The organism is Polynucleobacter sp. MG-Unter2-18, from assembly GCF_018687675.1.
GTDB lineage: Bacteria > Pseudomonadota > Gammaproteobacteria > Burkholderiales > Burkholderiaceae > Polynucleobacter.
Genome location: NZ_CP061302.1, coordinates 375,801 through 400,534, shown reverse-complemented (window position 1 = coordinate 400,534; position 24,734 = coordinate 375,801). Strand labels below are relative to the sequence as shown.

The following is a 24,734-nucleotide window of genomic DNA, read 5'->3' as shown; positions in this document are numbered from 1 at the left end:
ATAATTATTGAAACCCTATTTGGAGCAACGTCATGGGCCCCCAAAAATTTACAGCCTCTAATTCGGCAGAAGCCTTAAAGCTGATTCGCAAGCGAATGGGGCCGGATGCCATGGTGATCTCAACCACTGATATTGACCAAGGTGTGGAGATTGTTGCCATTAGCTCCGAAGATCTTGCTTCACTTTCAGACCCCACAATAGCTAGCAATAAGAGTGTAAAAAAAACCAGTGGGCTACTCACCAAATTACTCTTCAGATAGACCAATTGGACGCAGCAACTTGGGCAGTAACTCAGTTAGCAACTTTGGCTCTAGCTTTGATCGTGCCATTGCACCGCCAAGTCCTCGTAATCCATTTAGCGCTAACTTACCTTCAGGCTCTTTGCGCCTTAATCCTGCTAGAACCGAACGTTCTGATCGCTCTGAGCGATCAGTCAGAGCTCCAGGCTCTGAAACTTTTACGCCCGCCTCTTTTAATGGCGCTGAACGTATCCGTCGCGGAGACGCAAATGTCATCAATCCATCGAACAACGATGCCTTCTTTAGTGCTAGCGCTAGCGCCGCCCTCAGTGCTAAAAAGAAACAAGATGCGGCTGCCTTTGCAGAAGCAAAAGCAGATGCTAAAGCGGCACTCAATCCAGCGCCGATTGCCAATGAAATCCCCGCTGACAGTGCTACCAACGCCGCGCCCTCAATGTTGGCAAGTATTGGTAGCGATACTGCAAGCGCAATTAGCGCTTTGCCAGCGACCTCGGCGGCTAGTAATCCAAAAGTAGAGCAATTGCTTGCTGAAATTAGCGAGGTTAAGTATTTGCTGCAATCGCATGTGGCTGGCAACTTATGGGGCAACATACAACAAGAAAGTTCCCACGTAACGGAGATTGTGAAGCACCTACTTAATAGTGGCTTTTCTCCTAAATTGTGCGCTCAAATAGCCCGCAATTTACCAGATGATTTCAATACCCAACAACTTATTAAAAACGCTCGTGAACAAGTCAAGTGCTTAATCAAAACTTCTCGGGCGTTTGATCTCTTTGATCGCGGCGGTGTCTTTGCCTTTATTGGTCCGACCGGTGTCGGTAAAACCACTACAGTTGCCAAGATTGCAGCGCGCTGTGTTCTGCGCTATGGTCGTAATCAAGTTGCCCTCCTCACCACCGATACCTACCGAATTGGGGCCCAAGAACAACTCAAGACTTATGCAAAAATTTTAGGTCTTTCTGTCACAGCGCTGCGCGATAGTGATGATCTAGCAAGCAAAATTAAAGAGTTTTCTAATCGTAAAATTATTTTATTAGATACTGCTGGCGTGAGTCAGCGGGATACTCTGATGGTTGAGCAATGCCAACTTCTCCAAAATGGGTCGGATCGTGCAAAACGGATTTTGGTAATGAGCTCTACTACGGATTTACGCACCCAAGAAGAAGTGATTAATTTGCATAACCAAGCAATGCAAAATAGCCACAACAATAAATTAGACTCTGTCATCATTACCAAAATTGATGAAGCAGCCCACCTAGCGCCAGTCATTGATAGTGTCATTCGTCATGATTTGTCGATTTTGTTTGTTTCAAATGGTCAGCGGGTACCAGAAGACCTAAGTCTTCCCGATATTAACTACCTAAGTCATCGCGCGATGGCAATGCGCGCTTTTTCTGAGACGTTTTCCATTACCGACGAACAAGTTCCTGCTATTTTGTCAGATCACCTGGGTGACTGGATTCGTAAAGTGAATTCATGAGTACGGTAGTGAGCGGTAACGATCAGGCTGAAGGGCTACGCAATATCTTTGGCGCAGAGCTATGCCGCGTTATTTGTATTGCAAGTACTCTAGATGCTGATAGCACAATTCACTTGGGGCATGGCACCGCCCAAAGTCTGAAGCAACACAATAACCATGTTTTATTAGTCGATGAAATTCCACTCGCGCAACGTAAAACTATGTCTGGATTTTTATATCCGACACGCTATGATTTGGGTCAAGTCTTTAATAATGCCGTGCCCTTAGCGCGCAGTATTCGTCAGATTGATGAATATCTTTGGTATGCCACTAGTACCAAACTACGATCTGAAGTTGAGCATCGCTTTGCAAAATATCCTCAGCTTGATGTGCGACTGATCCAAGAACAGATGGGAATTGACTATGTCATCTTTCCCACGATTGATCCGCAAGCACAAATTGTGGCGTTCTATGGCAGCAATATTCAGCGGATTTTAGTCACCGCAGGAGATCAAGCATCGCTTACCAAAGCCTTGGTGATGTTACGCCAAATGGCTATTTTTCAAGTAGATGAACCACTAGCAGTCATCATCGTTGGCGGAGAAGATGAATCTGCAGGTACCGCTGCTTTCGAACGACTACAAAATGCCGCCAGATCTGCTCTGCATGAGGAGATTGAATTTATTGGCTGGATTGCTGCGGTGACGGCTCGGCGGGTTACATTAGATCCGGATGATCAAAGTTGGAATGCGCCAAGCGAAGGCCCTCAAGAAGAATTTGTTTTGCCATTGGGCTCTTTTAAGGCAATTTCTGCGAAAATAACTAGTTAAGCACTCAGTTATGCACCTTTAACCCCGCCTTTAAGCGATCTGTCATTGAAGCCCTCTAGTTATTTTGCGTCTCTTGATATTGACGAAGCCATTCGCACTCATTTACCCCTGGTAAAGCGGATTGCACATCAAATTTGTTCTCGCTTACCGCCTAATGTTGAGGTAGATGATCTCATTCAGGAAGGGTTAACGGGTTTATTGGATGCTCTTAAGCGCTATGAACCCCAACCCAATTTAGCATTTGAAGCCTATGCTAAAACCCGTATACGGGGCGCTATTTATGACTCCTGCCGCAAAAATGATATTTTGCCGCGCAATCAGCGCGATGAACTTGTTGGAATCGAAAAAGTAACGCGCCGTTTAGAGCAGACCTTAGGGCGCCACCCATCTGAAAAAGAAATTGCCCAAGGCGCTGATTTGAGTATTGAGTCATACCATGCCATCATCACTAATATGGTGCATTTAATGCCGTTGGATGATTTATCGGATGATCTCATGCCTTCGGATACCGATGAATCTGACCCGATGCGCTCTGTAGCAATGAGTCAATTTGCAGAACGAATAGCCCAAATTTTGTCAGGTTTACCTGATAATGAAAAGTTAGTGATGGCCCTACACTATCAAGAAGATCTATCTTATCGAGAAATTGCCCTGGTTATGAATATTACCCCTGGGCGCATTAGCCAGATTCATACGCAAGGTATGATCCGCATTCGGGCAAAACTAAAGTCTTAGTTCTTAAAAGCTTTTTGCGCTAGACTTTGCGGGACAGCACTCCGCCTACCGATCCTGGTACTCCCCCATCACTTCCGTAAGTTGCGCTTGGTGCTTGCTGAGCAATAAAAGATTGCATAGCAGAGCTGCGTTGCATGGCCAAACGAATCAAATCCCCATTGATTTGGTGATTGACTGAGGCTTCATCGAGTAGCACTAATAATTGCGTCGTTTTTTCCGGCTCAAATTGGTGAATATCTTGCTTGAGCTTCTCAGTACCGCCTGGATAACTCTGTATAGCATCCAAAGCGGCATTGGTATTTTCCAGTGATGCTGGCAGACGATCCATATCATTCGCCTCCAAAGCAGCACGCAAATCCTCAATAGCACTTGCAACGCCCTTTAAGAACGACAATAGGTCATCAAAGGACATTGATGGCTGAACTTTTACCATCTTAAAATTGGATTTTTCTGTTTATAGTAATTCGAGCTCAGAATGAGAGCAAAATACAGCGAAATCAATAGAATTGAGCAGATCTAAGGGGAGAACTTAGCTTTGGGGGCGATTTGGTTTTTGCCCAATTGCTGCGACTACGTCTTTTAACATTGCCTGAGAGATTTGGGTGTAATCAATCTCAAATTGACCGCTAGCAACCTTGTCGCGAAGTTTTTTAATTAGCAGATCATCGCTAACCTGATTAGCAGCGCTGGTGCTACTTTGTGCCTCAGCCAGCTTAGCTGTCAGCCCAATATCCAAATTAACTGCGGGGCGACTTACTGCTGGTGCCGGAGTTTGATTTAATGTTAGATTGTTAGTACTGGCGGCAGAGTTTGATCCTGGCACAGCTTTAGCTGTTCCAACATTTGGCGGAACTAGTGGTGCATTCTCATTAATTTTCATCTTATTCTCCCCAGCACTGTCTAAAAACACAACGTTGATAGACAATATTATAGCATTTTAACGATTTATTCCATATTCACGCTAATGATTCCTGGCCTTAATACTTTACCTTGTAAAACCTGTCCATCAGATAATCGCACTCTAACCATATCCCCAATCATGCCAGGGGTTTGGGCAATACCTTCTCCAGAAACCTGAAAATCTTTACCTGTTAATTGAATCCTAACAGGATCTCCTACTTTTATTACGGCAGATTCTTTTAAATCGTTTAGCCCAATTGGCATACCCATTTGCAAAGATTTGCCTAAAATCCGCTCATAAGCCCCCCTGGGGTTGCGCAACACATCATCTGGTAGAACGGTTAAATCACCCTCTATCAGCCGAATATCGCCAATTTCAAGCTTTTGACCAAAAGGTAGGTAGCGACTGGCTACAACATAATCTCCATAGGCATGGATATTGACCGGTACATTAATTAACCATGCAGCTTTAGTGCAACGTAATTGGATCATCGACCTTCCCCACAAGCGCGAACCTGTGGGAGTCAAAATCTCAACACTACCGCCCAAGCAGGCTGGAATAATTAAATTTGGTTCGAGCCACTCTGTCTCTACCCGCAAACCATTGACAGTGGGGCTTTTTTGAATGAATCGCTTGATAGCCTGTTCAATATCCGGAGGTAAAGCGGCATAAACTCCAAAAGACAGCGTACTAAATATCAGCCCTATCAAAAAACGATTAAAAAGCGGCATTATTTGGTAAACCGATCCAAGGCTACCCAAGGGTACACATTATTCATGCCATCCAAGGCTACACCAGCCAGCCAATAAGGGCGCTCTACTAATTTAGGGATATTAAGATGGATATTCATATTCTGAACCCCTAAAAATTCATGGGCATAAATAGAGTAATGCTGATTGCCCACCAGCAAATTAATCATCCTACTAGGATGCAAAATCTCACCTAATGCATCTACCTTGCTATCAACCGGTTTATTGATAGCCTCTTCCCCTAAATATTGAATTGCAGAAACAGCATAGTTTTGCCCATGTCGGCCAAAAAAGACCATTGGCATTCTTAATAGACTAGACGGGCACGATAAACGCACTCCTTCGTGATGAGTTTCGAGTGAGCCTCCAATTTCGGCCATCATTTTACCTGCCGCCAAGAGATGTTCATCCGACAAGGCTATATGGTCCAAATCAATAAAAATCATTAAATCTTGCTGAACTGCAAAAATACTTGGGCAAGGTGGCAAGATACTAATGATCGTAACCAGTTGCTGAACAATCTCAGGATCAGCATACACCTCATCAATTAAGAGCTCATCTGTCAAATTTTCAAATACATGACGTAGCGATTGTTGACCAGCCTTTGTCAACTCATCCTGTTCACGACCAAGCAAGAAATCAAGCTCTACAGCATTCCAGTTGTCAGTCTTAGTGACCAAACTTCGCGCTATTTGCATACGATTGAGGTTGTGGGCGCGATCCAAGGAAAAGTGCTTATCTAAATAACGCTGACTTCCTGAATAATCTAACGAATTTTCACGATCTAGAGGGCGAGTCACACCTTCAGGAAAAGAAAATGCCTTGGGCTCAGGAGGGGTAAAAACTACCGGAGAATCGTCTTGTAGGCGCGGCGCGAATAAGGCGCTCAGTTCTGCGAGAGAAGGTTCTGGGAATACCTCGGGCACTATTGGAGTAGCAGGCAACTCAGAAATTGGCGCTCTGCTGAAGGGCCGTTCATCCACCTCACTAATGACAGTCTCCATCGCCTCCTGAATCATCTCAGAAGGCCTGCCAAGGGGCGATAGCTCATTATCAGGATTTTTAGCAACTGGTAGACCGTTTTTGATTTGTGACAACTTGCTAGCGAATAACGCTTTTGCTTGATTTAATTGCTCTAGAGTACAAGCGACTTCACTCGCCACCGATGGATGTGTAAACGCGACTTCTGACCTGACAATACTAACTAGATCATCCAGCACCAAAAAGGCTTGTGTATGGTTATTCTTAAAGCAGTGCGCTAATTCATTAGCCATCTCACTTAAAGCATCTAATCCAGCGCCATCTAGGGCATTCGCTAAATCAACACTATGCATGATTAATGGCTCAATCGACACTGGATCCCCTGAGCCCTTTTTAGGAGCAGCAGACTGCAGACCCTCAATAGCGCGATCAATATCAATTAAAAACAGGGGTTTTTCTTCGGCCATATTTGCATTACGCCTTATAAAAAATCAATTGCATTAGACCCTTGCTTCTCGTTTTAATTCAGTAAAAGCTTTATTCAACCCATCAAACTCACCTTGCCATAACTGTAGATCACGCATTACCTGTTTAGCATCCATACCCAAGAGCTCGATGGCTTCCAAAGAGATCTGCGGCGCTTGTACTTCTAGGGGTGTTGCTTGCTCTAATGCAGTGGCTAGCGTTGAACGCATTTTCGATACAGTAGCCTCCACTCTCTCGACCAATAAATTTAGCTGTTCTGTTTCGACAGCAAGCTGTTTACTAGAATGGTTATCCAATATTGCCAAGTAAAGACGAACGCCCTGTTGCTTTAATGCAGAAAAGGCGTCTTGCAGTTGATCTAAAGGCCCACCTCTACTGACACCCATCTCTTGGCTATACGGTGAATTACTATTTTTATCGGATGCATTTGTACGAATCTGGCCACTCTTCTCATGCAGTGTGTCAATCGAATGTCGTAATTTGATATTGAGTTGCGCAAGTACTTTAAAGTGCGTATCAATTTTATTAATCTTATTTTTTAGATCATCACTTAATTCAGAAATGACATTCATCACCGTCTTCACATTGAGCTGATCTGTCGACTGATCAGAATCGCTGCTTTGCGAATTAGCTTTGGATGTTTTATTGTTTGGCGCACTCGCAAAACCTAAGTCAATTGATCTTAATAATTGACCGGCAGCCTTAGTTTGTTTAGATGCCCGCTGCAAATCTTGCGCATTACGAGCGGTATTCACAAGCACCATATAGGCACCCAACATAATTCCAAAAGCAGCAATGGCTGAAACTAAAATTAATCCCAGAAATCCACCGGCACCCTTAAAGTCAAAATATTGAATCGATTGGGATTTTTTTTGCGCTGCAAGACGCAAAGACCCATAGTCGTTAGCGAAGTCCTTAATTACCCGCATATTCAAAACATAAGTATTCAGTACTGCTGCACTTTCTTGCGGTAACTTGGAATACAAAGGACTTTGCGGTACCTTCGGCGCTACATCTGTAGATTTAAGGTTTGACTTACCAGCTGTTTTTTTACCGATATCAATTTCCAGAATCACCTTTTGCTCTAGAACTGCAGCAAGTGCTTTTTGAAGATCTGATGTTGTCGTAGAGTCAGTGATATTTTTTTGCCAAGCATTATGTGCTTTGACAAAATTACCTATACTTTCTGCATATTTTTTTACAGCAGATTCAGAGGGTAATTTATCTAACTCTAGCGGTCCTTTAGAGCCAATTAATACCTCACCTGACCTTGCTAAGACAGCCAAATCATTTAAGCCCTTTTCTTGTGCAAGTATTACTCCAATTGACTGCTCAGTATCTTTAGCGCTTAGTAGCACCTCAAGCGGAGTGGAAGGTTTTGGATTTTTCTTGAGCTTTTCAGCTGACTCTGTCTGCTCAGATCCCTCCTCGTCATTTTTTTTATCAGACTTCACGGCATATTTCTCTGGCTTACCGAAAACGACTGACATTAGTTTAGAGTCCATCCTTTGAAAGAGAGCGACGATCGGATTGTCAGATAGAGGTAACAAAGGAGTAGACGATTCCGCTTCTTTAGATGCACTGGGTTTTTTGATGGCTGGATCTGCCACTACTCCACTTAAAGACTTCAATGCACTGGGTTCACTAACCCCCTTGCTCGATACTGTGGATGCTGAATTAGGACTCAACTCAGATTGGTTCTTCAAGTCTGCAGTCGCTGATTTTAAGAAGACCTCGGCTTTTTTTAAGTTCGCAAAAAAAGCGGGTTCAAGGGCGATAGGACCATTTGTTTGTTGCTGCAACTCTCTTAAAAAAGGAATCAAACGCAAAACTTCTACTTGCTCACCATCAATCGATTGCAAATACTTGCCCTCAGATACCCAAGAACGCGCAGAGAAAAAAGCGCCGATACTAGCAGCCAGCACAAAAGCAAACGAGATGTACGATACCCATTGCCAAAAAAGAATTGGGCGCTGGGAAAAGATATGGCTATTATTTTTCTTATTCATGTAAATGATCTCGACTAGCGATTAAGTGACTGATCTGCATATCGGCCTTAAGAGACCCCTACCAAATGATAATCAGCGCCGTTGTGATAAAAGAATGAAGAATCAGGTATCGTCTCAGCGTAAAAAGGGCCAACAATATTATTGACCCTAAAACCCAAACCTTCTTGAGGGCCATTTCTCAGCACAATGATCCAAGGTGCACTAGACTGCTTTAGGACCTGCTGCCAATCTACAAAACTATCTCCACACTGATCAAAGCGCAGTAATTGAAAATGATTACGCAAACAAATGGGTTCGCCCTTATAGACTACGACACCATTAATACGCAGATCTTTTATCATCTGCTCGGACTCAGGATGTAAAAAAACAGCCTGTATTAATTTTGTTGAAATTGCATAACGACCACCATTAATCCGCATTCCTAGCCAGTAATCTTGCACTTGTAATGTTGTCATGACTTTTTTCCTGATTCACGACGTTGATACCAAAATATGGCAAGTGCTACAGCGAAGATGAGCACACTACAAACAAAACCAACAAATGCATCTCCGATCCCCGTCATATAAGAGACATTTTTAGCTTCAATCTTACGTCTCTGGGAAAAGTAAATATCAATGTTTTCTGTAACCTTTTTACCATGCCAAATAACTACATCTTTGGTTTGTATTCTGACTGGGTTTACACCGGCTGGATCAATCACGTTTTTTGCAATAGCATTGAGGCGTCTAGCAATTTGCATTAGATCATTAGATACTTCGGCCCGCCAATCTACCGGGATCGTTGACAATACATCCCGACGATATAGCTCTGCAAGTCGCTTGGTCTCAACTTCTGTCAGGTAGATAACATCGCCAGGAAGGGTAAATTTAATCCCACAATTACTTCCCGTGATTGTCGACCTATCTGCCATACGCATTACAACTGTCAAACTATCTTTTTTATTTCTCATTAATTTAACATTTACATCTGCGGAAGTTTTTTCGTTCAATGCAAGATAAAAACCTAAAGCAGATTCAATCTTTGTTGCATTAACAGATAAGATTAAATCTCCCGGTTTTATACCTGCTGCCTCAGCAGGTGAGCCAAGCTCAATTGACTCTACAGCAGGCAATTCAAGTGCAAGCATTGATGCAGAACGTTTATTTTCAAATTCAGAAAAAAATTGAAAAGCACGATTCACCGCCTCATCTGTATTTACTGGAATAATTGCACCATCGACTAATTTTGGAATATCGCTAGGCTTTAAGCGGCGCTGATTTTTATTGAGGCGAACATCAATTTTTTGAGTTGCAACAAAATCCTCTATTACTGGCATCGCGACTTTAAGCTGCTTTAGCTCAGAAGAAGATTCTGATAAATCGTTTGCAGCCCCAAGTAGCACCAATAAAGAGACCGCAAACAGGAATCCAGAAAAGGTTAAAAACCAAAAATAGATATTTTTTTGTGAGTAGAAAGTCATTTTTTCAGTCACGATGATTATTTACCGTTGCCCGGCTTAGTATTAACTTTACTTGCAACAAGCTTATCGCTAGCGTTATTTAAAATAAAACGCTTTTTTAACATCTCTACTTCACGATGCTCAGCCATTAACTGAACCTCAGTCTTGCGCTTATCCATTAATAGGCGGCAACTAGCAAGATCATCTATCCACTCACCGGATTTCATTTCAATTATGGCAGTTTCCAAAATCTCTCTGCCAGTTAATTCATTGGCCTTAATGCGCACTACGAATAAGCGAGTGCCATCAACATCTCGTAGAGTCAACTCAACAAAATAGGTTCTCGCAAAGCGATGATTGATAGCGCTAAGCGTATAGGGGTAATTCTGCAAAGTGAATTGAATAACAGTGCCATCATCTAATGGCATCGGCTCTACCTTAAGCTCTGTAATACCTGCTTTGGCATGCCATTCCAAATCTGTTTGTTGAGCTTCTACGTTTTTTCGAGGAAAAGCTCTGGTCTCAAAATAAATCTGATAGAGAGTTTCTGGGAGATGTCGCTCAAATGCAAGGTTTTTTAAGACATCAGCTGTGGAAGTAATGCGCAAGCGCTCAGCCATTAAATCTAACTTCATATTAGCAATCTTTTGATTGATTACTTCTTCAAGCTGGTTTGTCTTATTTAAGCTTGTCACCATGATAGGTTCAACTGGAACAGAATGGCCGGTATTTTTTACCTCATCAACCACTTTGCTGTAAAAATCACGAATAAAAAAATACATCAGTGGAATAAGCATGATCACGCTGAGGATCATGATCAATTTTCCACTTGTAAGATTAGTAAACAAGCTCATGCCTTTAGCTTCATAAAATTAGGGTGCAAACACTATGATTATTCACACCAACTAGCCGACGCATACCAACGATTTAAGCGTCCTTGTACACGGGCATTTTCAATGGCATTTCTAGTGGACTCAAAATCTTTGAGTGCATTCTTGCTAGGGTTGTACAACTCGCAACCCGCTCGAATTCGATCAAGCGCCTTACCAGGTCGCACATTGCGGATGATTAAATCGATACCGCCTGAGCGAGACTTTTGGCGCTCAAAGTATCCTGAATGCCAATAGCGCCCCACTTCAACCTCTGTTGCGCCCAAACGAATATCTAGCAAAATACCATGATCAGAAATATCACTCACTCTTGCCAGCAATTCTTGACCAGCCCCCAGTGACAAAACGAAATTAAACTGCTCATCACTAGGCCCCAATGTCCTAAACTCTTTACGACGCTGGATCACAATAAGATCTTGCGGCAGTGCGCAGGTTATCAAACTACCATCTTCATGCATCCTAAAGTCACTAGACAGAAACTGCATCTTTGAGTTTTCATTGCAGGCTACAACAATCTGACTAGTGCCAATAATGCTGCTGAGCCCCCTAGGAGGCTCGGTCTCCGGCTTCATCACGAGTAATCCTTTATAAATATCAAGGACAGTTACCGCAAACTCTGAGCCAGATCCATCAATCGCATGCACCCCTGCCAATGGGGTTTTACTAATCTCTCGAAGCATGGTTTTAGCAATAGCCGAGTGCTCTATGTGGAATTGAGGATCTATTTTTTCAATTAATTCGGGGAGATAGGTAATGATAGGCATATAGATTGGAATTAAGTTAAGGATTGCAGACTTGTTTTTGTATGATTGCCAGAGCGCTTTCCTCGGGCACTGGATCATCCGCCAAGTTGAAGCCAGTCTCTGTTTGTAAAACCTTCTTACCCTGTGCATTTGGTTCGGAGTATTGAATGGTAGCCAAGGTGGAGTAAGTCATATATTTACAATTGAATAAAATATTGCTGCGCACCGATCCAATGCGTTGTTTCGTGGGCTCATCTATTTTTTGGCGATTGGTAATAATCCACACCTTTTTTGACTCTGGAGGCAATGCCTTAATAGAGCTTTTATAGTAAGCAATGGAATAGCCTTTTTTATCCACCACAGTCACCATATCACTTTCAGCCTGAGCCATTGCATTGCTCGACCTAGCAGAGCCTAAAAGTAAAATAAAGGTTAAAAAAAGGTGGGGGGAATAAACCATGCTAATAATCCAAATTAATGGATGATTATACGATTTTATGGCCTAAATTGAATCACTTAAGATGGTTTTGCCACTTTTAGGGCAATTGCTGAAGTATTCCGAATTAACCCTAAATAAACATCAAAATCAAGCCTATCATTGCCCCTCAGGCTTAACCTCTAATGGTTCCTCAACGGCAAGGGCCTCTTTGTCGATCACATTTTTGACCCAATAGCGTGCTGCAGCAATATTAGTCGTGTAAAAAGCAATTTTGCTGTTTTTTTCTATGGCGTAAAAGCGATCACCACGTATACGGTGCTCTGTAATGACAGGATTTTCCATAATATGAAACGCTCTATTAAGTCTATTGATATCTTTATTACGGTCAGTTTACTTAGTTTGCTTAGTTTAATTCAGACTAAGTTTTCTGAAAATACCCAGAAAATTTCTTAACCCTTTAATTTATATGGATTTTTTATTATAAATGGTTAGAATGACCGTAGTTGATTGCATTCTACTCTTGCAACCGAGAAACAGATCACATTTAGACAAATTATATGAGCCGAAAGCCTCCAAAAACCCTCTTTTACAACGTTGAGTTAGGTCAGCAACGATAGAATTTTCACTAGCGAACCACAAGAAAATATAAAAATGGCTATTTCGCTTAATACTAGAGTTAGTCAGCAGGTCACCCTAACACCTCAACTGCAACAAACAATCCGGTTATTACAGTTATCCAATAATGAACTAGAGCAGGAATTAGCAAAGGCCGCCGAAGATAACCCCTTACTGGAGTTTGAGCCTAATCCAGAAATTGAGTTTAATGTCTCACAATCTTCTGAACGGGTTGAACAGACACAAAACTCATGGACCTCAAGCAATAGAGCATCGCAGGACGACGACGACGACTGGGCAGAGCGCTTTGAGCGCATAGCTCATCAACAAACCCTTTTAGAGTATGTCGAGGAGCAAATTCATCTCCTTCATGTCGACCCGCAAGAGCGGTTGATCATTACCTATCTTGCAGGCTGTCTGGACGACAGAGGTTACCTAATTGATGATCTCGAGTCAATTCATGCTGAGATCAAAAATGAGCTTGATAGTCCAGAATCAAGCACGCTTTATCTAATAGAGTCTGCACTAAAAAAACTGCAATCACTTGATCCGCCCGGAATTGGTGGACGCAATTTAGCGGAATGTCTCTCCCTGCAAATTGATCGTATTTTGGAAAAGCCTACCCCGAATCAATCAACATGGGAACTCGCCAAATACATTGTCAATACCCATTTAAACAAGGTTGGCTCAAAAGATTGGCTTAAGATCAAACAAGCGAGCAGCAAAACTGAAGCAGAAGTCCTCAAAGCAGTAGAGCTTATACGCAGCTTGCAACATAATCCCGGCGCTTACTTCGACCGCGAAAATGATCAATGGATTCTGCCTGATGTTGTGGTCAAATCCATCAACAAATTATGGATTGTCGAATCAAACCCAAATGCTAGGCCACGAATCTCACTCAATGGCGAGTACGCCAAAATACTCAAAGAGAGTGGTCAAGGGAAGGCTGATGGGGTCTTAAAACAAAAAATTCTAGAGGCAAGTTGGCTTATCAAAAATATTGCTCAAAGAGAGGATACGATTCTCAGGGTTGCAAATGAAATAGTCAAACATCAACAAAAATTTTTTTCCATGGGTGCCATTGGAATGAAGCCACTTGTTCTTCGTGAAATAGCAGAAACATTGGAAATGCATGAATCAACAATTTCTAGAGTGACGACACAAAAATATCTATCCTGTCCGCTAGGTATTTTTGAATTTAAATATTTTTTCAGTAGTCAATTAAATTCTGATAAAGGTGTGGCAATATCCTCGACAGCAATCCAAGAACTGATTAAGCGAATTATTCAAGAAGAGCCTGCAGTAAAACCCATTTCTGACAGCAGAATTGCTAAGTTACTGGGCGATCAAGGCTATGAAATTGCTAGGCGAACGGTAGCTAAATATCGAGAAGGGATGCGCATTCCAGCAGTGCATCTTCGAAAAAAATAAATCACTAAGAGTAAAACTCGACGCAGTTCTTTCCAGCCTTTTTAGCTAGGTACATTGCTTTATCAGCCCTCTCAATCAAGTCGATTGAATTGAGATTCATACCATCCAAGATTGCAATGCCAGCACTTGCGCTAAGCATTAATTGCAATGACTCATGAGATTCAAGCTGAAGAGCTTGCGAGATTGCTGCTAGCAATCGATTGGCTAATTGACTGACTAAATCTTTGCTTGTGATGGCTTGTAACACCAAAACGAACTCATCGCCACCCCACCGACAGGCTAAATCCTGTGCTCGAATAGACGCAGAGATTCTTCTGCCGATAATTGATATCACCTCATCTCCAGTGCTATGACCATACTGATCATTGATTGCTTTGAAGTCATCAAGGTCAAGAAATATTATGGCTGTTAAATGATCTTCATGAAGAGTCTTTGATAAAGTAAATTTGAGTTTTTCTAAAAAACTAGTGCGGTCCAATAAGCCAGTTAAATGGTCATACCTAGTTTCTACTCCAAACTCCTCGCCATAAATCATCAGATCCAGTATGCGCCGCTGAACAGCTGTTGTATTGCTACCTTCATGAAAATATTTCAATAAATCATTTTGATTTGCTGCCTGTACAAACTGCTGCAAGCTGGTTACTAAGTTTGAAAAATACTCAGCTGCCTGAATTGAATCAGTAGCATAGCCTCTGCTTACATTCAAAGTATTCTCATTAAAGCCTTCTTTTTGCGTAAGGGCATTGTCAACAACCACCTTTTTATAGTCCCCCTCCATTTTAATCCCCTATAGTTAATTGCTAAGCGTTACGGTAGAAGGTGGGGGATCTGAATACTCACCCTAGATAAACGAATGTCTAGCTTAGTTGCAAACAATCTTCTTAATGTCCGACTCAGTTGTAGTGGGCTCAATTTTCATGACATTGGATTTATTTTTTTCAGAGTAAATTTCGCTGAGCTTTTTTGTTTTAGGATCAAAGTACATGTAAGAAATGAGGTAATAAAACGTACTGTTTTCCTTGCAATCAATGGCGCCGCTTGCGCTAAATAGATTGAAATTTTGACTATTTGGGGCAACTTGATTTTCATTAAAATGTGCAGAAACGGTAAACCAAACATAAGGTCCTTCCGCCTTTCCCCAGCCTGATAACAAATACAGGGTACTTTGAGTATTTTTACTCAAAATAATGTCTTTATCGTTTGTCGCCTTTGGTTCAGGTTTTTGTAGATTGGACTTGAGGGATTGGGGTTCTTGCGAAGATTTAGCAGGGGCGATCGTCACCCACAATGACAAGAATAAAAAGCTTATGACAAATTTCATCATTGCACCCCTGCTTTCTTGAAGCCTTGCCACTTCTCAAAAGCTAGTGGGATAGTTTTGCTATCCTCTAGTCCATAAAAAGTTAACTCCCCATTTTTTCTAAGGGCTAGATATATTTTGCCATTGGCAGGCTCAATTACAAAAGCGGCGCTAGATTCCTCACAATCTGACTTTTTACACCCAGCACCTAGTAATTGGTTACCTACATAGGCGATGGGCACACTTTCCTCAAATGCATTTTGAAATGCTTCAAACTCTGCCCCAAGCATATAGGCAAGAATGAATTTTCCATTCGCACGCGTTGTCAATACTGAGGAAGGATTACCAACCAATAAAGGAGCATAGGTTACTAAGTTTTTTCTCAAGTCATCAAATTCTATTTCTTGCTCTTTGGCAAGGATTTTTGCTGTTTTTTCTTTCTCATATTCACCCTTATATTCCCAAACTTTAAAAGAGGCGTAGGCCGAAACGAGGATGATCAATGCATAAAGAATCCACTTGGTGATATTCATCACCAACTTCCTTATTTTTGCAGCGATGGATATTGGTTCTTTGGGCATGGTCCAGGCGATTTCTAGTTGATCATCCTGCAAATTGAATTTGCTATTATTAGCGTAACACTATAAAGCAAATCTTTTGAGACCCCTAAAAGAAAGCTGAAAAATCTCAATGAAGCTCTTCAAACCCCAAGCAAATTCGACTTTTTTCCAATAATCACCTACTATGAAACTATATTTATTAGTTCAATGTCCTAATCTGCCCCAGGTCCTATTCCATCAGATGCCGTCGAAAAATGCTGTAAATAAATTATCTTTAGCGTTGGGTAAATATGAGTAATCCAGATGAATCTGTTGTGAATGAGCTAAAGGAAGTGAATAAACATCTTTCGATCATTAGTGCTGTTTTACAGCAAAAAGATCAAAAATTGGATGAGAGCTTAAATGTTATCCGAAAAGATCTTTGGAATATTAAAAATATTATTTCCGAGGAAATAGCTCACAATAAAAATCTAAAAGATGGCATTGAAAAAACTATTGAAAATACTATAGAAAAAACCTTACTTAAGTCTATAGCCTATGTATTTGCTGCAGGAATAACTTTGTACATAGTGAGCAGATTTTTTCTATAAATATTTGTAATAAGCTACTCGGATGAAAGAAATCAAACCTCGTCATGACGCCTGATACAACGAATCGCCAAAAAAGCTATGCGCATATTGCAAAACTTTTAGAGTCTGCGAGTAAATCTTATGAAAGTGCTGCGCTTGGTTTAGAACAGGGCCAGAGTGAAGAGCATGTTTACCAGCATATTAAAAAAGCACGCGCTACTTTAGAAACAGCATTTCCAGAATATTTCACCTCACATAAACCGCCCCCTACTAGCAGAATAGTTCCAGAGAAACGTGATTACTCAATCCTTAAAATAGGCTTGATTGCCGGATTAATCATCGGAGTCTTATACACATTTGTTGTCTATGGACCAACGGGAGATTTAAGTAAAAGCTGGAAAACTGAAGATTTCCAAAAGAACGTCACTTACCCCAAATAACTAGTCTCGTTCTGTTTTCCTAACATATTCAATCTTGACTGAATAATCAGTAGAGCCCATTAAGCGCTGCCAGATTGTTTCCTGCCCCATCTCTGGGTTGACTACCTGGTAGCCTATCGAATAGATACCTTGGCTGGTGAGAAGATTAGTAGAGCATATGCGCACCCCATTGTGATGTGACAATTCTGCAATATCATTAAAAGCCAATGTGCGTGAGTCTTGAATCAAATCCTCGTGATTTCGAATCTTTTGGTTTAACAATATCTGAATATATTCATCCTTACATTCAGGCAAATCCCGAGTGTAGTAGTTATAAAAAAGTCCTGCCAAAGCTACTAATAAAACGAAGCTGGCCAAAAGGATGTAGGGGATTTTCATTGGAATGGGTACCCTCTTGTATCAACACTTTAAGGTTATGAGAGCACTTGTTGGCTGCAGATGATTGATCCAACGGCTACATTGAAATTTAATATCACTCTGCTTTAGCCAATAGAACAACATTGCTCGGCATTTCTTCATTGTTTAAAGAGAGATTTTTTTGCTCAGCGGCATCCGGCAATAAACACCTGAGATTACCGTTGACCTTGGCGTCTGGATGCACATTAATCTGCGCATAAGTAACATCTCCAATCACTACAGCTCCGGGATAAATTTCAACGCGTCCTTTTGCAAATACCGAACCCTCAATTCTTCCAATAATGATCGCATGTGGGCTGTAAATGTTCCCCAATAAGAATCCGGTGGATCCGATTACGGCGGTATGGCCATTACCAGAGCCCTCTTCCCCAGTCTGGGAAATATCGCCAATTAAATGCCCTAACAAAAGCATGTTTCCACTATGAATAAAGTCGCCCTTCATAATAGAACCGGCTCCAACTGTAGTTAAATACGTCAGTTGAGCATCTGTATTGGGATTACTTTTTTTAGAAAATTCAAACATTTGTACGCCTCAATTTTTGCTTCTTTTAGCTTATCAAACTTTATAGCGAAACTTCCAATAATTTAATCTGCTTTGCGCCTGCACTTGGTGAGCGAACTCTCCAACCCTGGAAATACATTTCAACGCTATCTAAGTCCTGAGTAATCACCACAAATGGGGAGGTGCCTCGAAATGCATAAGAAGCATTTGACTCTAAATTAACAACAGTTTGTTTCCCAGAATTATCCACAACACAAATGGCTTGGTTAATAAGAGACTTAATATTTACAGTATCTCCCTTTTTAGAGGGATTGGGAGATTGATAGCTAGGTAATTGCGCTTCCTGTTTATATGGGCATTGTTCACTAGGAGTGCTCAGAAGCGCTTGAGCTGGCTGAGTTTCTGGCGATTTAACCGAAGTATCAGAACTATCAGACTTTAGAGTTAAATCTTCATCTGCTTTTACATCCTGAGCATCAATAGCTAGTATGGTCTTCTGCGGGGGGTTCACTAGTTCAATAGCTAAATTGATGATGTTGAATCGTTCATTTAATCCATAAATAGCTCCCGTCAGCACTGAAAAACCAAACAGGATTACCATCACTCTGATGGTTACAACACTAGCCCCAGCAGTGCTGAACTTAAACCCCTGTTTTCTATCAACATGATTCAGTGATTCCTCCAGATTAAGAACCTGAGGATTTGCGAGCTCTAAGAGAGATATGGTCTCGTTTTTTAGCGGGGGATTCTTTGGGCCTGAATCAGTTCCGCCTACCTCAATTTTTTTAGGGGCAGAAATTTCTTGTTCTTCAATTGGCGCATCTAAAGTGTCGTCAGCAGATTCTGTGGCTCTGGGATCTATCAAATAAGATGCTTCATCTAGCTCCAACACTCGACCAACTCGCTTAGCGGTGGCGATCTTTAATTCAAATGTGTAGAAAGAGCTCATGCCACCCTCTTCCAACTCCAAAATCATTTTGGTGGACAAACAACATAAGTTGGCAAACTCTGCCCTGGCTAGATTTTTTTTCTCTCTAGCATCTTTTAATACTGAGCCAATAATTTCTAGTTGTGCATCGTGCTTGTGAGGCCGCATTGTTGTAACGCCATTAAATTATTGCAACGCACAAATTATCTTGAAAATCCAAGACATCTCATATTCCCTGGAAAGCAAAACTACATTAAAGAGCATAGTATCAAATTATCATTAAAAAAGCCTATTAGAACGAATAATGTAAATGCCTCTTAATGCTAGAATCGCTCCAAGATAATTTGAGGGCAAAAAATGCAGTTAATTTGGATTTCTGGGTCTACTTCATCCATGAAGCAGATAAAAATTACCCGTAAAACCGTTATTAAGATTGCGCTTTTATCCTTTAGCGTATTTATTCTAATTGGCATGAGTATCCATTTTTTTGGCTTTAGGGTGGCAATTCGCTTTAATCCCGAAATGGCAAAACAAATGGGGGGGGTCATTTCTCGCAAGGAGATGGATGACTTAGAACTCATTTATCAGCAGAAAATCCAGACATTTCAAACGCAACTCCCCATAATCGAGAGCAAAATCCTTACTCTTAAGAACCTAAAGGATCAGTTTGCAGAACTATCCATACCTACAAGCGCCAAAGATTAGGCTGTATTTTAAAAATTCACTCAGCGAAATGCTCCTCTGAGGCTTTTCCCAATTTGTTGGTATTGTTATATTATTAGTAGATACTCACTTATTCAGGAAATATGATGGCTGATAACAATCCTAGAGGATCACTTTTTGTAGGCGAAGGGGTCATTGTTAGGGGCACCTTTGAGGTACCAGAAATGGCAGTTGTTGCAGGCCTTGTAGAGGGTGAGTTGAACACTAAAGAAGTTTTGGTTGACACCTCAGGAATTGTTAACGGCAGAATCAATGCGGAAGTTGTCGAGGTTCGCGGTGAAGTTACCCAAGGCCTCAATGTCACCAATCATTTGAACGTTCGATCCAGTGCAAAAATTACTGGTCTTACACAATATGCAGAAATGAGCGTAGAAAAAGGAGCGAAGCTTAGTGGTGAGTTACGCCTGATTGATGCCCCCATACCTTCAGTCAGACAACCTCTAACTGAAGCTGATATCCATCCGAAAGATGAGATTAGCGATATCGATTAATACAGCTTATAGATAAAAGATCCCCTCTTGCAGGGATCTTTTGAGCCCCAAGAGCAGGTATTAAGCAATCATTGACTTTTAATTTTATTCCAATTTGCCTGGAAAATTGCGGTTGAATCCGTTGCACCCTCTGGTTCTTCACTACTTTTGGAAATCATCAAACCGTTTAACTTAGCACCATGCTCGATTCCGAGTTGGCCGTAAGTAATATCTCCACGCACTTCAGCCCCCTCATGCAACTCCACGCGCTCGGTGGCATAAATATTACCCTCCACTCGACCCGCAACTAGCACCCTAAAAGCATTAATGTCGCCTTGCACCATGCCAGTGCGTCCGAGAGCAATGCTCACGTTTTTTCCTTGGCGTGATTCTATATTCCCAACTACGCGACCATCAATGCGTAAGCTTTCATTCGCAACAATTCGTCCATGAACCTCGGTAGCTGGCCCAACTATTGTTTCAAAGGACTCCATTGTGGGCTGTAAAAACTTAATGGACTGTGTTTTTTTGAAGACCATTCTTTATTCCTTTAACTATCATGCAATTACGCAATAAGCTGCATACTTCGATATTCCCGCCGGACGACTATTCTATCTGTATCTAGACTATCTTTAGGGAATTTAAATGCTGATCTCAGTGATTTTTTGAATATACGAGTTGAAAGTGAGTATCCACTAACTATATTTTAGATTGATGTGCCATCTGCAGCAACTCAGCCAAATGCTTGACCTTGCGACCTGTCTCTTGCTCAATCTGCTCTCTACAACTAAACCCATTAGTCAGAATGATGGTTTCTTGCTCGGCGGCTCGAATCGCTGGTAGCAACACTAGTTCACCAACCGCTTTGGATATTCCAACATGCTCTGGATTAAATCCAAATGAACCGGCCATGCCACAGCAACCACTGTCAATGAAGTTTGCTTTAGCACCCAAAGCAGCTAATAAGGCTACATCACCCTTAGTGCCAAATAGTGATTTCTGATGGCAGTGCGAGTGGACCAATACATTGCAGTCTAACGGTGGCGGAGTATAGCCTTGCTCATGCAAGAAATCCCCTAACAAAAAGCTATTCGATGCTAAAAGAGTTGCTCTTGGATCATTCGGGAAAAACTTCAGCAATTCATCCTTGAATACTGACATACAGCCTGGCTCAAGACCTACCACTGCGATAGGCGAATTGGGATTTTCATTAATCTCACTTCCGATTACATCTAGAATTTTCTCTAGTTTCTGCTTAGCAAGGTCCAGATAACCGAAGTCATATAAAGGGCGGCCGCAGCATAAAGGCGTTTTTGGCAAGGTCGCCTCAAAGCCTGCATGAGCAAGCACTTCGACTGCTGCATTGGCAACCTCTGGATGAAAATGCTCGCAGAATGTATCTACCCATAGGATGACCTTCTTCTGACCAATATTGGCATTCTTTGATGGCTTAAATTGCTTTCTAAAGGACTGGCTTGCAAACTTAGGCAGGCTACGCTCTTGCGCCACGCCACCAACCCATTTAGCAAGACTAGAGATGACGGGCGTTTGCATAACGCCATTTAGCAGCCAAGAAAACTTGCTGGCCAGTGGCGCCCAATCGCCAATGCGGCCCATGGTGAGGGCTTGACGAGGCCTGCTATTAGTCTCGTGATAATGGGATAAGAACTCAGCCTTATAGGAAGCCATATCAACGTGAGCTGGACAGTCACTCTTGCAACCTTTACATGAGAGGCAAGTATCTAAAGCTTCTTTAAGTTCCTTACTTTCCCAGCCATCTTGAATTACTTCACCTTGGATCATTTCCCAAAAGAGTCGTGAGCGTCCACGAGTAGAGAAACGCTCTTCTTTTGTAGCGCGATAACTTGGGCACATCGTGCCTACTTTTTCACTACGACACTTACCCATACCAACGCAACGCTCAACCGCCCTCTGAAAGCCATTGCCCTCTTGGCTCAAGAAATTCAGGCGCGTCTTGATATTGACGATTTTGTATTCCGGTCCCATGCGCAGATTCTCATCAACGCGGTAAGGGTGAACTACTTTGCCAGGATTGAGTTTGTTTTGAGGATCCCAAATGCGCTTGAACTCATGCATCGCGCCCATCAACTCTTCGCCAAACATAATGGGGAGGAATTCTGCTCTGGCCTGACCATCACCATGCTCGCCTGTAAGCGAACCACCAAATGCAACTACTAAGGTTGCCGCATCACGAATAAAGGATCTAAATTTGGCAACACCTTCTGCAGATCGAAAGTTAAAGGTAATACGTGCATGAATACACCCATCACCAAAGTGTCCATAGAGCGAAGTTTCATACTCATATGAGTCCACTAATTTCTGGAAAGCTCGTAAGTACTCACCTAAGCGAGCCGGATCAACCGCAGCATCCTCCCACCCCACTACTGGGTCAGGAGAATTTGGATCAATGGATAAATGGGTGGCAGATGCGCCATTTTCACGAATCGACCAAATGCGCTTTTGTACTAATGGATCGGACTCTAACCAAGTCGATGGCCTAGGGCCTTTAGTTCTTGCTTTGAAATACTCCTGCGCTTTTTCAGCCTGAGCAATTGCACCCTCAATGGTATCGTCACCGAACTCCACAACTACCCAAGCATTTCCCGCTGGTAATAAGTCGATCTCTGCTTTTGCTAAATTCCGCTCTTGCAAACCGCGGATGATTTTGTAATCCAAGCCTTCGATTGCAATCGGGTTAAAAGATTGATACTCGGGTACAGCATCACCTGCTACATAAATATCCTCAAATCCCAATACCAACACAACACGTTTAGCAGGGCTTTTCACCAATCTCACCTTAGCAGCGAGTGTTAATGCACAGGTCCCCTCGGTTCCGACCAAAGCCTTCGCAACATTAAATCCATTTTCTGGCAAGAGTTGATCTAAGTTGTAACCAGAGACGCGACGCTTAATATTCGGGAAGCGCGCACGAATGAGATCAGCATAGCGATCACGTAAAGTCAGCAAGTCTTGATAGATCTGACCTTTACGCCCACCAGCAGCAATAATTTCTTGCAACTCCTGATCGGATGTTGGGCCAACCCAAAAACGCTCGCCATCGTAAGTGAGAATTTCTAAAGCTTCAGTATTTTCCAGCGTCTTACCGGCCATCACCGAATGGGCGCCACAAGAGTTATTAGCGACCATGCCACCTAAGGTACAACGGCTATGAGTAGAAGGATCTGGTGCAAAAGTTAAACCATGCAATTCAGCAGCATCACGCAGTGAATCACAAATCACTCCAGGCTCAACAACAGCATTACCAGCCACTGGGTCTAGAGCAAGAATATGGTTGCAGTACTTCGAGATATCAAAAACCACTGCATTATTAACAGTCTGACCATTCATGGAGGTGCCGGCACCACGCATAAGTACCGGAGCCTTGTTGCGATGACAAATCTCGATACCTTTCACAAATTCTTCGGTATTTTTTGGGGTCACAACCCCAATCGGAATTTGACGGTAGTTAGAAGCTTCTGATGCGTAAACTGCCTGATGAGCCGTATCAAAATGAACGGAGCTTCCAAGAGCTGCTGTGAGCTCAACGTTGAGCTGCTCCCACTGAGAAATACCACCCATATTCAATCCTTATTAGATGCAATGACCCCTTTGAGGGTATTGGTCATTTTATCAACTCCCAGCAATTTCCGTGTGGGCCGCTTGTTTGACAAAAGCCCCATAGCAAGCAAGAATCTCCCTCATGAATAAAGCACCTAAGGTACTGGCATTTGATGTATTTGGCACAGTTGTTGACTGGCATGGCTCCATAGCCGCAGAAGTCACTCGACTAGGGCTTCCGGTTGATCCCGATGCCTTTGCTACAGCTTGGCGCCAAGGTTATAGGCCAGCTATGGCCCGGGTACGCTCTGGCGAACTACCTTGGACCAAAATTGATGATCTCCATCACATGATCCTCATTGATGTTCTTAAGGCATTCAAAGTCCACTCTTTATCTGAAAACCAAATACAACATCTCAATCTTGTTTGGCATCGACTTAATCCCTGGCCAGAGGCTGTTGAGGGTCTACACAAACTTAAAAGTCAGTTCACGATTGTTACTCTCTCAAATGGGAATATGGGCTTATTAGCTGATATGGCAAAGAATGCAGGTTTGCCTTGGGACTTAATTCTTTCAGCTGAAGTTTTCCGTCATTACAAACCAGACCCCGAAACCTATTTGGGTGTAGCTGACATCTTCAATCTGACTCCTGAAGAAGTCATGTTGGTCGCAGCGCATAAGGATGATTTAGAGGCCGCCCATGCCTGTGGATTACAAACCGCATTTATTGAGCGCCCACTAGAGTTTGGTAAAAATCATTCACGTAATGATCTGCATGTCGAACAGTTCACGAATTACCATGCAAAAGACTTTCTGGATCTTGCGCGCCAGTTGGGCGTATCAGATCCAGATCATCACTAGACGTATTCAGCAACCTCTACGAGATTATTATCTGGGTCGCGCAAGTAGACCGAACGAATGGGCCCAAGCGCTCCGCGCCTTGGCACAGGCCCAACATCGATAGCAACAGCATGCTTCTGAAGATGTGCAATAAAGTCATTCAAGGGAATTGCTGAAATCAAACAAAAGTCTCCCGAACCAATCGTGGGCACCTTAGCCTTGGTAGGCGTCTCAGTATTTTTATCCTGAAGATTGATTTTTAACTGCCCGAAGCGTAATGAATAACGCGGCTGTCCTTCGGGGCCAGTAAAAAACTCGCGCTCAAAACCCAATGCTTTTTCATACCACTGAGTTGTGAGCTCAATATCAGTCACAGTCAGAACAATGTGATCAATACGATCGATGATATTTTTCAAACTAGTCTCCAAGATGATGGGTA

The 24,734-nt window shown here is 42.3% G+C and carries 30 protein-coding genes; 10 read left to right on the top strand and 20 right to left on the bottom strand.

From position 1 onward, the window contains the following. Positions 1 to 32: 32 nt before the first annotated feature. The 4 genes from C2759_RS02160 to C2759_RS02145 are packed head-to-tail and all read left to right on the top strand — an operon-like array spanning position 33 to position 3,284. On the top strand, positions 33 to 260 hold the full coding sequence (locus C2759_RS02160) for a hypothetical protein (RefSeq protein WP_215355927.1): 228 nt from the start codon (positions 33 to 35) through the stop codon (positions 258 to 260). Then, positions 229 to 1,740 carry a flagellar biosynthesis protein FlhF gene (flhF, locus tag C2759_RS02155; protein WP_215355925.1) on the top strand — a complete coding sequence of 504 codons (1,512 nt, stop codon included), beginning with the start codon at positions 229 to 231 and terminating at the stop codon, positions 1,738 to 1,740. Before C2759_RS02160 ends, flhF begins: the two co-directional genes overlap by 32 nt. Next, positions 1,737 to 2,549, top strand: coding sequence for a hypothetical protein (locus C2759_RS02150; protein ID WP_215355923.1), 813 nt, complete (start codon positions 1,737 to 1,739; stop codon positions 2,547 to 2,549). Before flhF ends, C2759_RS02150 begins: the two co-directional genes overlap by 4 nt. A 45-nt stretch (positions 2,550 to 2,594) precedes the next feature. After that, on the top strand, positions 2,595 to 3,284 hold the full coding sequence (locus C2759_RS02145; protein ID WP_215355921.1) for a FliA/WhiG family RNA polymerase sigma factor: 690 nt from the start codon (positions 2,595 to 2,597) through the stop codon (positions 3,282 to 3,284). A 19-nt stretch (positions 3,285 to 3,303) separates the two neighbouring features. Here the strand turns inward: C2759_RS02145 and C2759_RS02140 are convergent, their stop codons facing one another. The 11 genes from C2759_RS02140 to C2759_RS02090 form a co-directional block, all read right to left on the bottom strand. Further along, entirely contained in the window at positions 3,304 to 3,696 is a 393-nt protein-coding gene (locus C2759_RS02140; protein ID WP_215355919.1) for a hypothetical protein, read from the bottom strand. Between the two features lie 117 nt (positions 3,697 to 3,813). Then, the gene (locus C2759_RS02135; RefSeq protein ID WP_215355917.1) at positions 3,814 to 4,164 is read right to left on the bottom strand and encodes a flagellar biosynthesis anti-sigma factor FlgM; all 351 of its coding nucleotides are present in this window, start codon (positions 4,162 to 4,164) and stop codon (positions 3,814 to 3,816) included. A gap of 65 nt (positions 4,165 to 4,229) precedes the next feature. Then, positions 4,230 to 4,916 (bottom strand): flagellar basal body P-ring formation chaperone FlgA, encoded by a 687-nt coding sequence (gene flgA, locus C2759_RS02130; protein ID WP_215355916.1) that lies wholly within the window; start codon positions 4,914 to 4,916, stop codon positions 4,230 to 4,232. Next, a complete protein-coding gene (locus C2759_RS02125) occupies positions 4,916 to 6,382 on the bottom strand; it encodes a hypothetical protein (RefSeq protein ID WP_215355914.1) in 1,467 nt (488 codons plus the stop codon). The genes flgA and C2759_RS02125 overlap by 1 nt, the downstream gene beginning before the upstream one ends. A 33-nt stretch (positions 6,383 to 6,415) precedes the next feature. Continuing rightward, positions 6,416 to 8,410, bottom strand: coding sequence for a hypothetical protein (locus tag C2759_RS02120; protein ID WP_215355912.1), 1,995 nt, complete (start codon positions 8,408 to 8,410; stop codon positions 6,416 to 6,418). Between the two features lie 47 nt (positions 8,411 to 8,457). Next, positions 8,458 to 8,865 (bottom strand): hypothetical protein, encoded by a 408-nt coding sequence (locus C2759_RS02115; protein WP_215355910.1) that lies wholly within the window; start codon positions 8,863 to 8,865, stop codon positions 8,458 to 8,460. Next, positions 8,862 to 9,881 (bottom strand): PDZ domain-containing protein, encoded by a 1,020-nt coding sequence (locus tag C2759_RS02110; protein WP_215355908.1) that lies wholly within the window; start codon positions 9,879 to 9,881, stop codon positions 8,862 to 8,864. Before C2759_RS02110 ends, C2759_RS02115 begins: the two co-directional genes overlap by 4 nt. Positions 9,882 to 9,886: 5 nt before the next feature. Then, on the bottom strand, positions 9,887 to 10,663 hold the full coding sequence (locus C2759_RS02105; RefSeq protein WP_215355906.1) for a hypothetical protein: 777 nt from the start codon (positions 10,661 to 10,663) through the stop codon (positions 9,887 to 9,889). A gap of 77 nt (positions 10,664 to 10,740) precedes the next feature. Beyond that, complete coding sequence (locus C2759_RS02100; RefSeq protein ID WP_215355904.1) at positions 10,741 to 11,502, bottom strand: hypothetical protein; 762 nt, start codon at positions 11,500 to 11,502, stop codon at positions 10,741 to 10,743. 16 nt (positions 11,503 to 11,518) lie between these two features. After that, positions 11,519 to 11,872: a surface-adhesin E family protein gene (locus C2759_RS02095; protein WP_215355902.1), complete on the bottom strand. Its 354-nt coding sequence runs from the start codon at positions 11,870 to 11,872 to the stop codon at positions 11,519 to 11,521. 204 nt (positions 11,873 to 12,076) lie between these two features. Further along, positions 12,077 to 12,262, bottom strand: a complete 186-nt coding sequence (locus C2759_RS02090) for a hypothetical protein (protein WP_215355901.1) — start codon at positions 12,260 to 12,262, stop codon at positions 12,077 to 12,079. 309 nt (positions 12,263 to 12,571) lie between these two features. Here C2759_RS02090 and rpoN point away from each other — a divergent pair, with 309 nt between their 5' ends. After that, positions 12,572 to 13,966: an RNA polymerase factor sigma-54 gene (gene rpoN / locus C2759_RS02085; protein ID WP_215355899.1), complete on the top strand. Its 1,395-nt coding sequence runs from the start codon at positions 12,572 to 12,574 to the stop codon at positions 13,964 to 13,966. Between the two features lie 4 nt (positions 13,967 to 13,970). Here rpoN and C2759_RS02080 read toward each other — a convergent pair whose 3' ends face one another. From C2759_RS02080 to C2759_RS02070, 3 genes are all read right to left on the bottom strand, one after another. Further along, entirely contained in the window at positions 13,971 to 14,744 is a 774-nt protein-coding gene (locus C2759_RS02080; protein ID WP_215355897.1) for a GGDEF domain-containing protein, read from the bottom strand. An 84-nt stretch (positions 14,745 to 14,828) separates the two neighbouring features. Continuing rightward, a complete protein-coding gene (locus C2759_RS02075; RefSeq protein ID WP_215355895.1) occupies positions 14,829 to 15,290 on the bottom strand; it encodes a surface-adhesin E family protein in 462 nt (153 codons plus the stop codon). Continuing rightward, on the bottom strand, positions 15,287 to 15,880 hold the full coding sequence (locus C2759_RS02070) for a hypothetical protein (protein ID WP_215355893.1): 594 nt from the start codon (positions 15,878 to 15,880) through the stop codon (positions 15,287 to 15,289). The genes C2759_RS02075 and C2759_RS02070 overlap by 4 nt, the downstream gene beginning before the upstream one ends. A gap of 236 nt (positions 15,881 to 16,116) precedes the next feature. Between C2759_RS02070 and C2759_RS02065 the strand changes: the two genes are divergently transcribed. Both C2759_RS02065 and C2759_RS02060 read left to right on the top strand, forming a co-directional pair. Beyond that, entirely contained in the window at positions 16,117 to 16,416 is a 300-nt protein-coding gene (locus tag C2759_RS02065; protein ID WP_215355891.1) for a hypothetical protein, read from the top strand. A gap of 44 nt (positions 16,417 to 16,460) precedes the next feature. Further along, a complete protein-coding gene (locus C2759_RS02060) occupies positions 16,461 to 16,835 on the top strand; it encodes a hypothetical protein (protein WP_215355889.1) in 375 nt (124 codons plus the stop codon). Here the strand turns inward: C2759_RS02060 and C2759_RS02055 are convergent, their stop codons facing one another. The 3 genes from C2759_RS02055 to C2759_RS02045 all read right to left on the bottom strand — a co-directional run bounded on the left by C2759_RS02055 (position 16,836) and on the right by C2759_RS02045 (position 18,850). Next, complete coding sequence (locus C2759_RS02055; RefSeq protein ID WP_215355887.1) at positions 16,836 to 17,213, bottom strand: hypothetical protein; 378 nt, start codon at positions 17,211 to 17,213, stop codon at positions 16,836 to 16,838. A 94-nt stretch (positions 17,214 to 17,307) separates the two neighbouring features. Beyond that, entirely contained in the window at positions 17,308 to 17,775 is a 468-nt protein-coding gene (locus tag C2759_RS02050) for a polymer-forming cytoskeletal protein (protein ID WP_215355885.1), read from the bottom strand. 40 nt (positions 17,776 to 17,815) lie between these two features. Further along, the gene (locus C2759_RS02045; protein WP_215355883.1) at positions 17,816 to 18,850 is read right to left on the bottom strand and encodes a RodZ family helix-turn-helix domain-containing protein; all 1,035 of its coding nucleotides are present in this window, start codon (positions 18,848 to 18,850) and stop codon (positions 17,816 to 17,818) included. A gap of 189 nt (positions 18,851 to 19,039) precedes the next feature. Between C2759_RS02045 and C2759_RS02040 the strand changes: the two genes are divergently transcribed. Both C2759_RS02040 and C2759_RS02035 read left to right on the top strand, forming a co-directional pair. Next, a complete protein-coding gene (locus C2759_RS02040; protein WP_215355881.1) occupies positions 19,040 to 19,387 on the top strand; it encodes a hypothetical protein in 348 nt (115 codons plus the stop codon). A 101-nt stretch (positions 19,388 to 19,488) separates the two neighbouring features. Further along, the gene (locus C2759_RS02035; protein ID WP_215355879.1) at positions 19,489 to 19,896 is read left to right on the top strand and encodes a polymer-forming cytoskeletal protein; all 408 of its coding nucleotides are present in this window, start codon (positions 19,489 to 19,491) and stop codon (positions 19,894 to 19,896) included. Between the two features lie 68 nt (positions 19,897 to 19,964). Here C2759_RS02035 and C2759_RS02030 read toward each other — a convergent pair whose 3' ends face one another. Together C2759_RS02030 and C2759_RS02025 are read right to left on the bottom strand one after the other, a co-directional pair. Beyond that, the gene (locus C2759_RS02030; protein ID WP_215309246.1) at positions 19,965 to 20,414 is read right to left on the bottom strand and encodes a polymer-forming cytoskeletal protein; all 450 of its coding nucleotides are present in this window, start codon (positions 20,412 to 20,414) and stop codon (positions 19,965 to 19,967) included. Between the two features lie 160 nt (positions 20,415 to 20,574). Beyond that, entirely contained in the window at positions 20,575 to 23,475 is a 2,901-nt protein-coding gene (locus C2759_RS02025) for an FAD-binding and (Fe-S)-binding domain-containing protein (RefSeq protein WP_215355877.1), read from the bottom strand. A gap of 121 nt (positions 23,476 to 23,596) precedes the next feature. Between C2759_RS02025 and C2759_RS02020 the strand changes: the two genes are divergently transcribed. Continuing rightward, entirely contained in the window at positions 23,597 to 24,316 is a 720-nt protein-coding gene (locus C2759_RS02020; RefSeq protein ID WP_215355875.1) for a haloacid dehalogenase type II, read from the top strand. Here the strand turns inward: C2759_RS02020 and C2759_RS02015 are convergent. Next, positions 24,313 to 24,711 (bottom strand): VOC family protein, encoded by a 399-nt coding sequence (locus C2759_RS02015; RefSeq protein WP_215355874.1) that lies wholly within the window; start codon positions 24,709 to 24,711, stop codon positions 24,313 to 24,315. The two genes, C2759_RS02020 and C2759_RS02015, sit on opposite strands and share 4 nt — an antisense overlap. Positions 24,712 to 24,734: the final 23 nt, after the last annotated feature.

What these genes read in the sequence shown, in the direction of transcription:
- C2759_RS02090 (WP_215355901.1), bottom strand. Translation starts at nt 12,262, where the DNA reads ATGGAAAATCCTGTCATTACAGAGCACCGTATACGTGGTGATCGCTTT.
- C2759_RS02025 (WP_215355877.1), bottom strand. Translation starts at nt 23,475, where the DNA reads ATGGGTGGTATTTCTCAGTGGGAGCAGCTCAACGTTGAGCTCACAGCA.
- C2759_RS02045 (WP_215355883.1), bottom strand. Translation starts at nt 18,850, where the DNA reads ATGCGGCCTCACAAGCACGATGCACAACTAGAAATTATTGGCTCAGTA.
- C2759_RS02020 (WP_215355875.1), top strand. Translation starts at nt 23,597, where the DNA reads ATGAATAAAGCACCTAAGGTACTGGCATTTGATGTATTTGGCACAGTT.
- C2759_RS02140 (WP_215355919.1), bottom strand. Translation starts at nt 3,696, where the DNA reads ATGTCCTTTGATGACCTATTGTCGTTCTTAAAGGGCGTTGCAAGTGCT.
- C2759_RS02160 (WP_215355927.1), top strand. Translation starts at nt 33, where the DNA reads ATGGGCCCCCAAAAATTTACAGCCTCTAATTCGGCAGAAGCCTTAAAG.
- flgA (WP_215355916.1), bottom strand. Translation starts at nt 4,916, where the DNA reads ATGCCGCTTTTTAATCGTTTTTTGATAGGGCTGATATTTAGTACGCTG.
- C2759_RS02125 (WP_215355914.1), bottom strand. Translation starts at nt 6,382, where the DNA reads ATGGCCGAAGAAAAACCCCTGTTTTTAATTGATATTGATCGCGCTATT.
- C2759_RS02060 (WP_215355889.1), top strand. Translation starts at nt 16,461, where the DNA reads ATGACGCCTGATACAACGAATCGCCAAAAAAGCTATGCGCATATTGCA.
- C2759_RS02100 (WP_215355904.1), bottom strand. Translation starts at nt 11,502, where the DNA reads ATGCCTATCATTACCTATCTCCCCGAATTAATTGAAAAAATAGATCCT.
- C2759_RS02105 (WP_215355906.1), bottom strand. Translation starts at nt 10,663, where the DNA reads ATGATCCTCAGCGTGATCATGCTTATTCCACTGATGTATTTTTTTATT.
- C2759_RS02040 (WP_215355881.1), top strand. Translation starts at nt 19,040, where the DNA reads ATGCAGTTAATTTGGATTTCTGGGTCTACTTCATCCATGAAGCAGATA.
- C2759_RS02055 (WP_215355887.1), bottom strand. Translation starts at nt 17,213, where the DNA reads ATGAAAATCCCCTACATCCTTTTGGCCAGCTTCGTTTTATTAGTAGCT.
- C2759_RS02050 (WP_215355885.1), bottom strand. Translation starts at nt 17,775, where the DNA reads ATGTTTGAATTTTCTAAAAAAAGTAATCCCAATACAGATGCTCAACTG.
- C2759_RS02150 (WP_215355923.1), top strand. Translation starts at nt 1,737, where the DNA reads ATGAGTACGGTAGTGAGCGGTAACGATCAGGCTGAAGGGCTACGCAAT.
- C2759_RS02120 (WP_215355912.1), bottom strand. Translation starts at nt 8,410, where the DNA reads ATGAATAAGAAAAATAATAGCCATATCTTTTCCCAGCGCCCAATTCTT.
- C2759_RS02035 (WP_215355879.1), top strand. Translation starts at nt 19,489, where the DNA reads ATGATGGCTGATAACAATCCTAGAGGATCACTTTTTGTAGGCGAAGGG.
- C2759_RS02135 (WP_215355917.1), bottom strand. Translation starts at nt 4,164, where the DNA reads ATGAAAATTAATGAGAATGCACCACTAGTTCCGCCAAATGTTGGAACA.
- rpoN (WP_215355899.1), top strand. Translation starts at nt 12,572, where the DNA reads ATGGCTATTTCGCTTAATACTAGAGTTAGTCAGCAGGTCACCCTAACA.
- C2759_RS02115 (WP_215355910.1), bottom strand. Translation starts at nt 8,865, where the DNA reads ATGACAACATTACAAGTGCAAGATTACTGGCTAGGAATGCGGATTAAT.
- C2759_RS02065 (WP_215355891.1), top strand. Translation starts at nt 16,117, where the DNA reads ATGAGTAATCCAGATGAATCTGTTGTGAATGAGCTAAAGGAAGTGAAT.
- C2759_RS02075 (WP_215355895.1), bottom strand. Translation starts at nt 15,290, where the DNA reads ATGATGAAATTTGTCATAAGCTTTTTATTCTTGTCATTGTGGGTGACG.
- C2759_RS02030 (WP_215309246.1), bottom strand. Translation starts at nt 20,414, where the DNA reads ATGGTCTTCAAAAAAACACAGTCCATTAAGTTTTTACAGCCCACAATG.
- C2759_RS02080 (WP_215355897.1), bottom strand. Translation starts at nt 14,744, where the DNA reads ATGGAGGGGGACTATAAAAAGGTGGTTGTTGACAATGCCCTTACGCAA.
- C2759_RS02095 (WP_215355902.1), bottom strand. Translation starts at nt 11,872, where the DNA reads ATGGCTCAGGCTGAAAGTGATATGGTGACTGTGGTGGATAAAAAAGGC.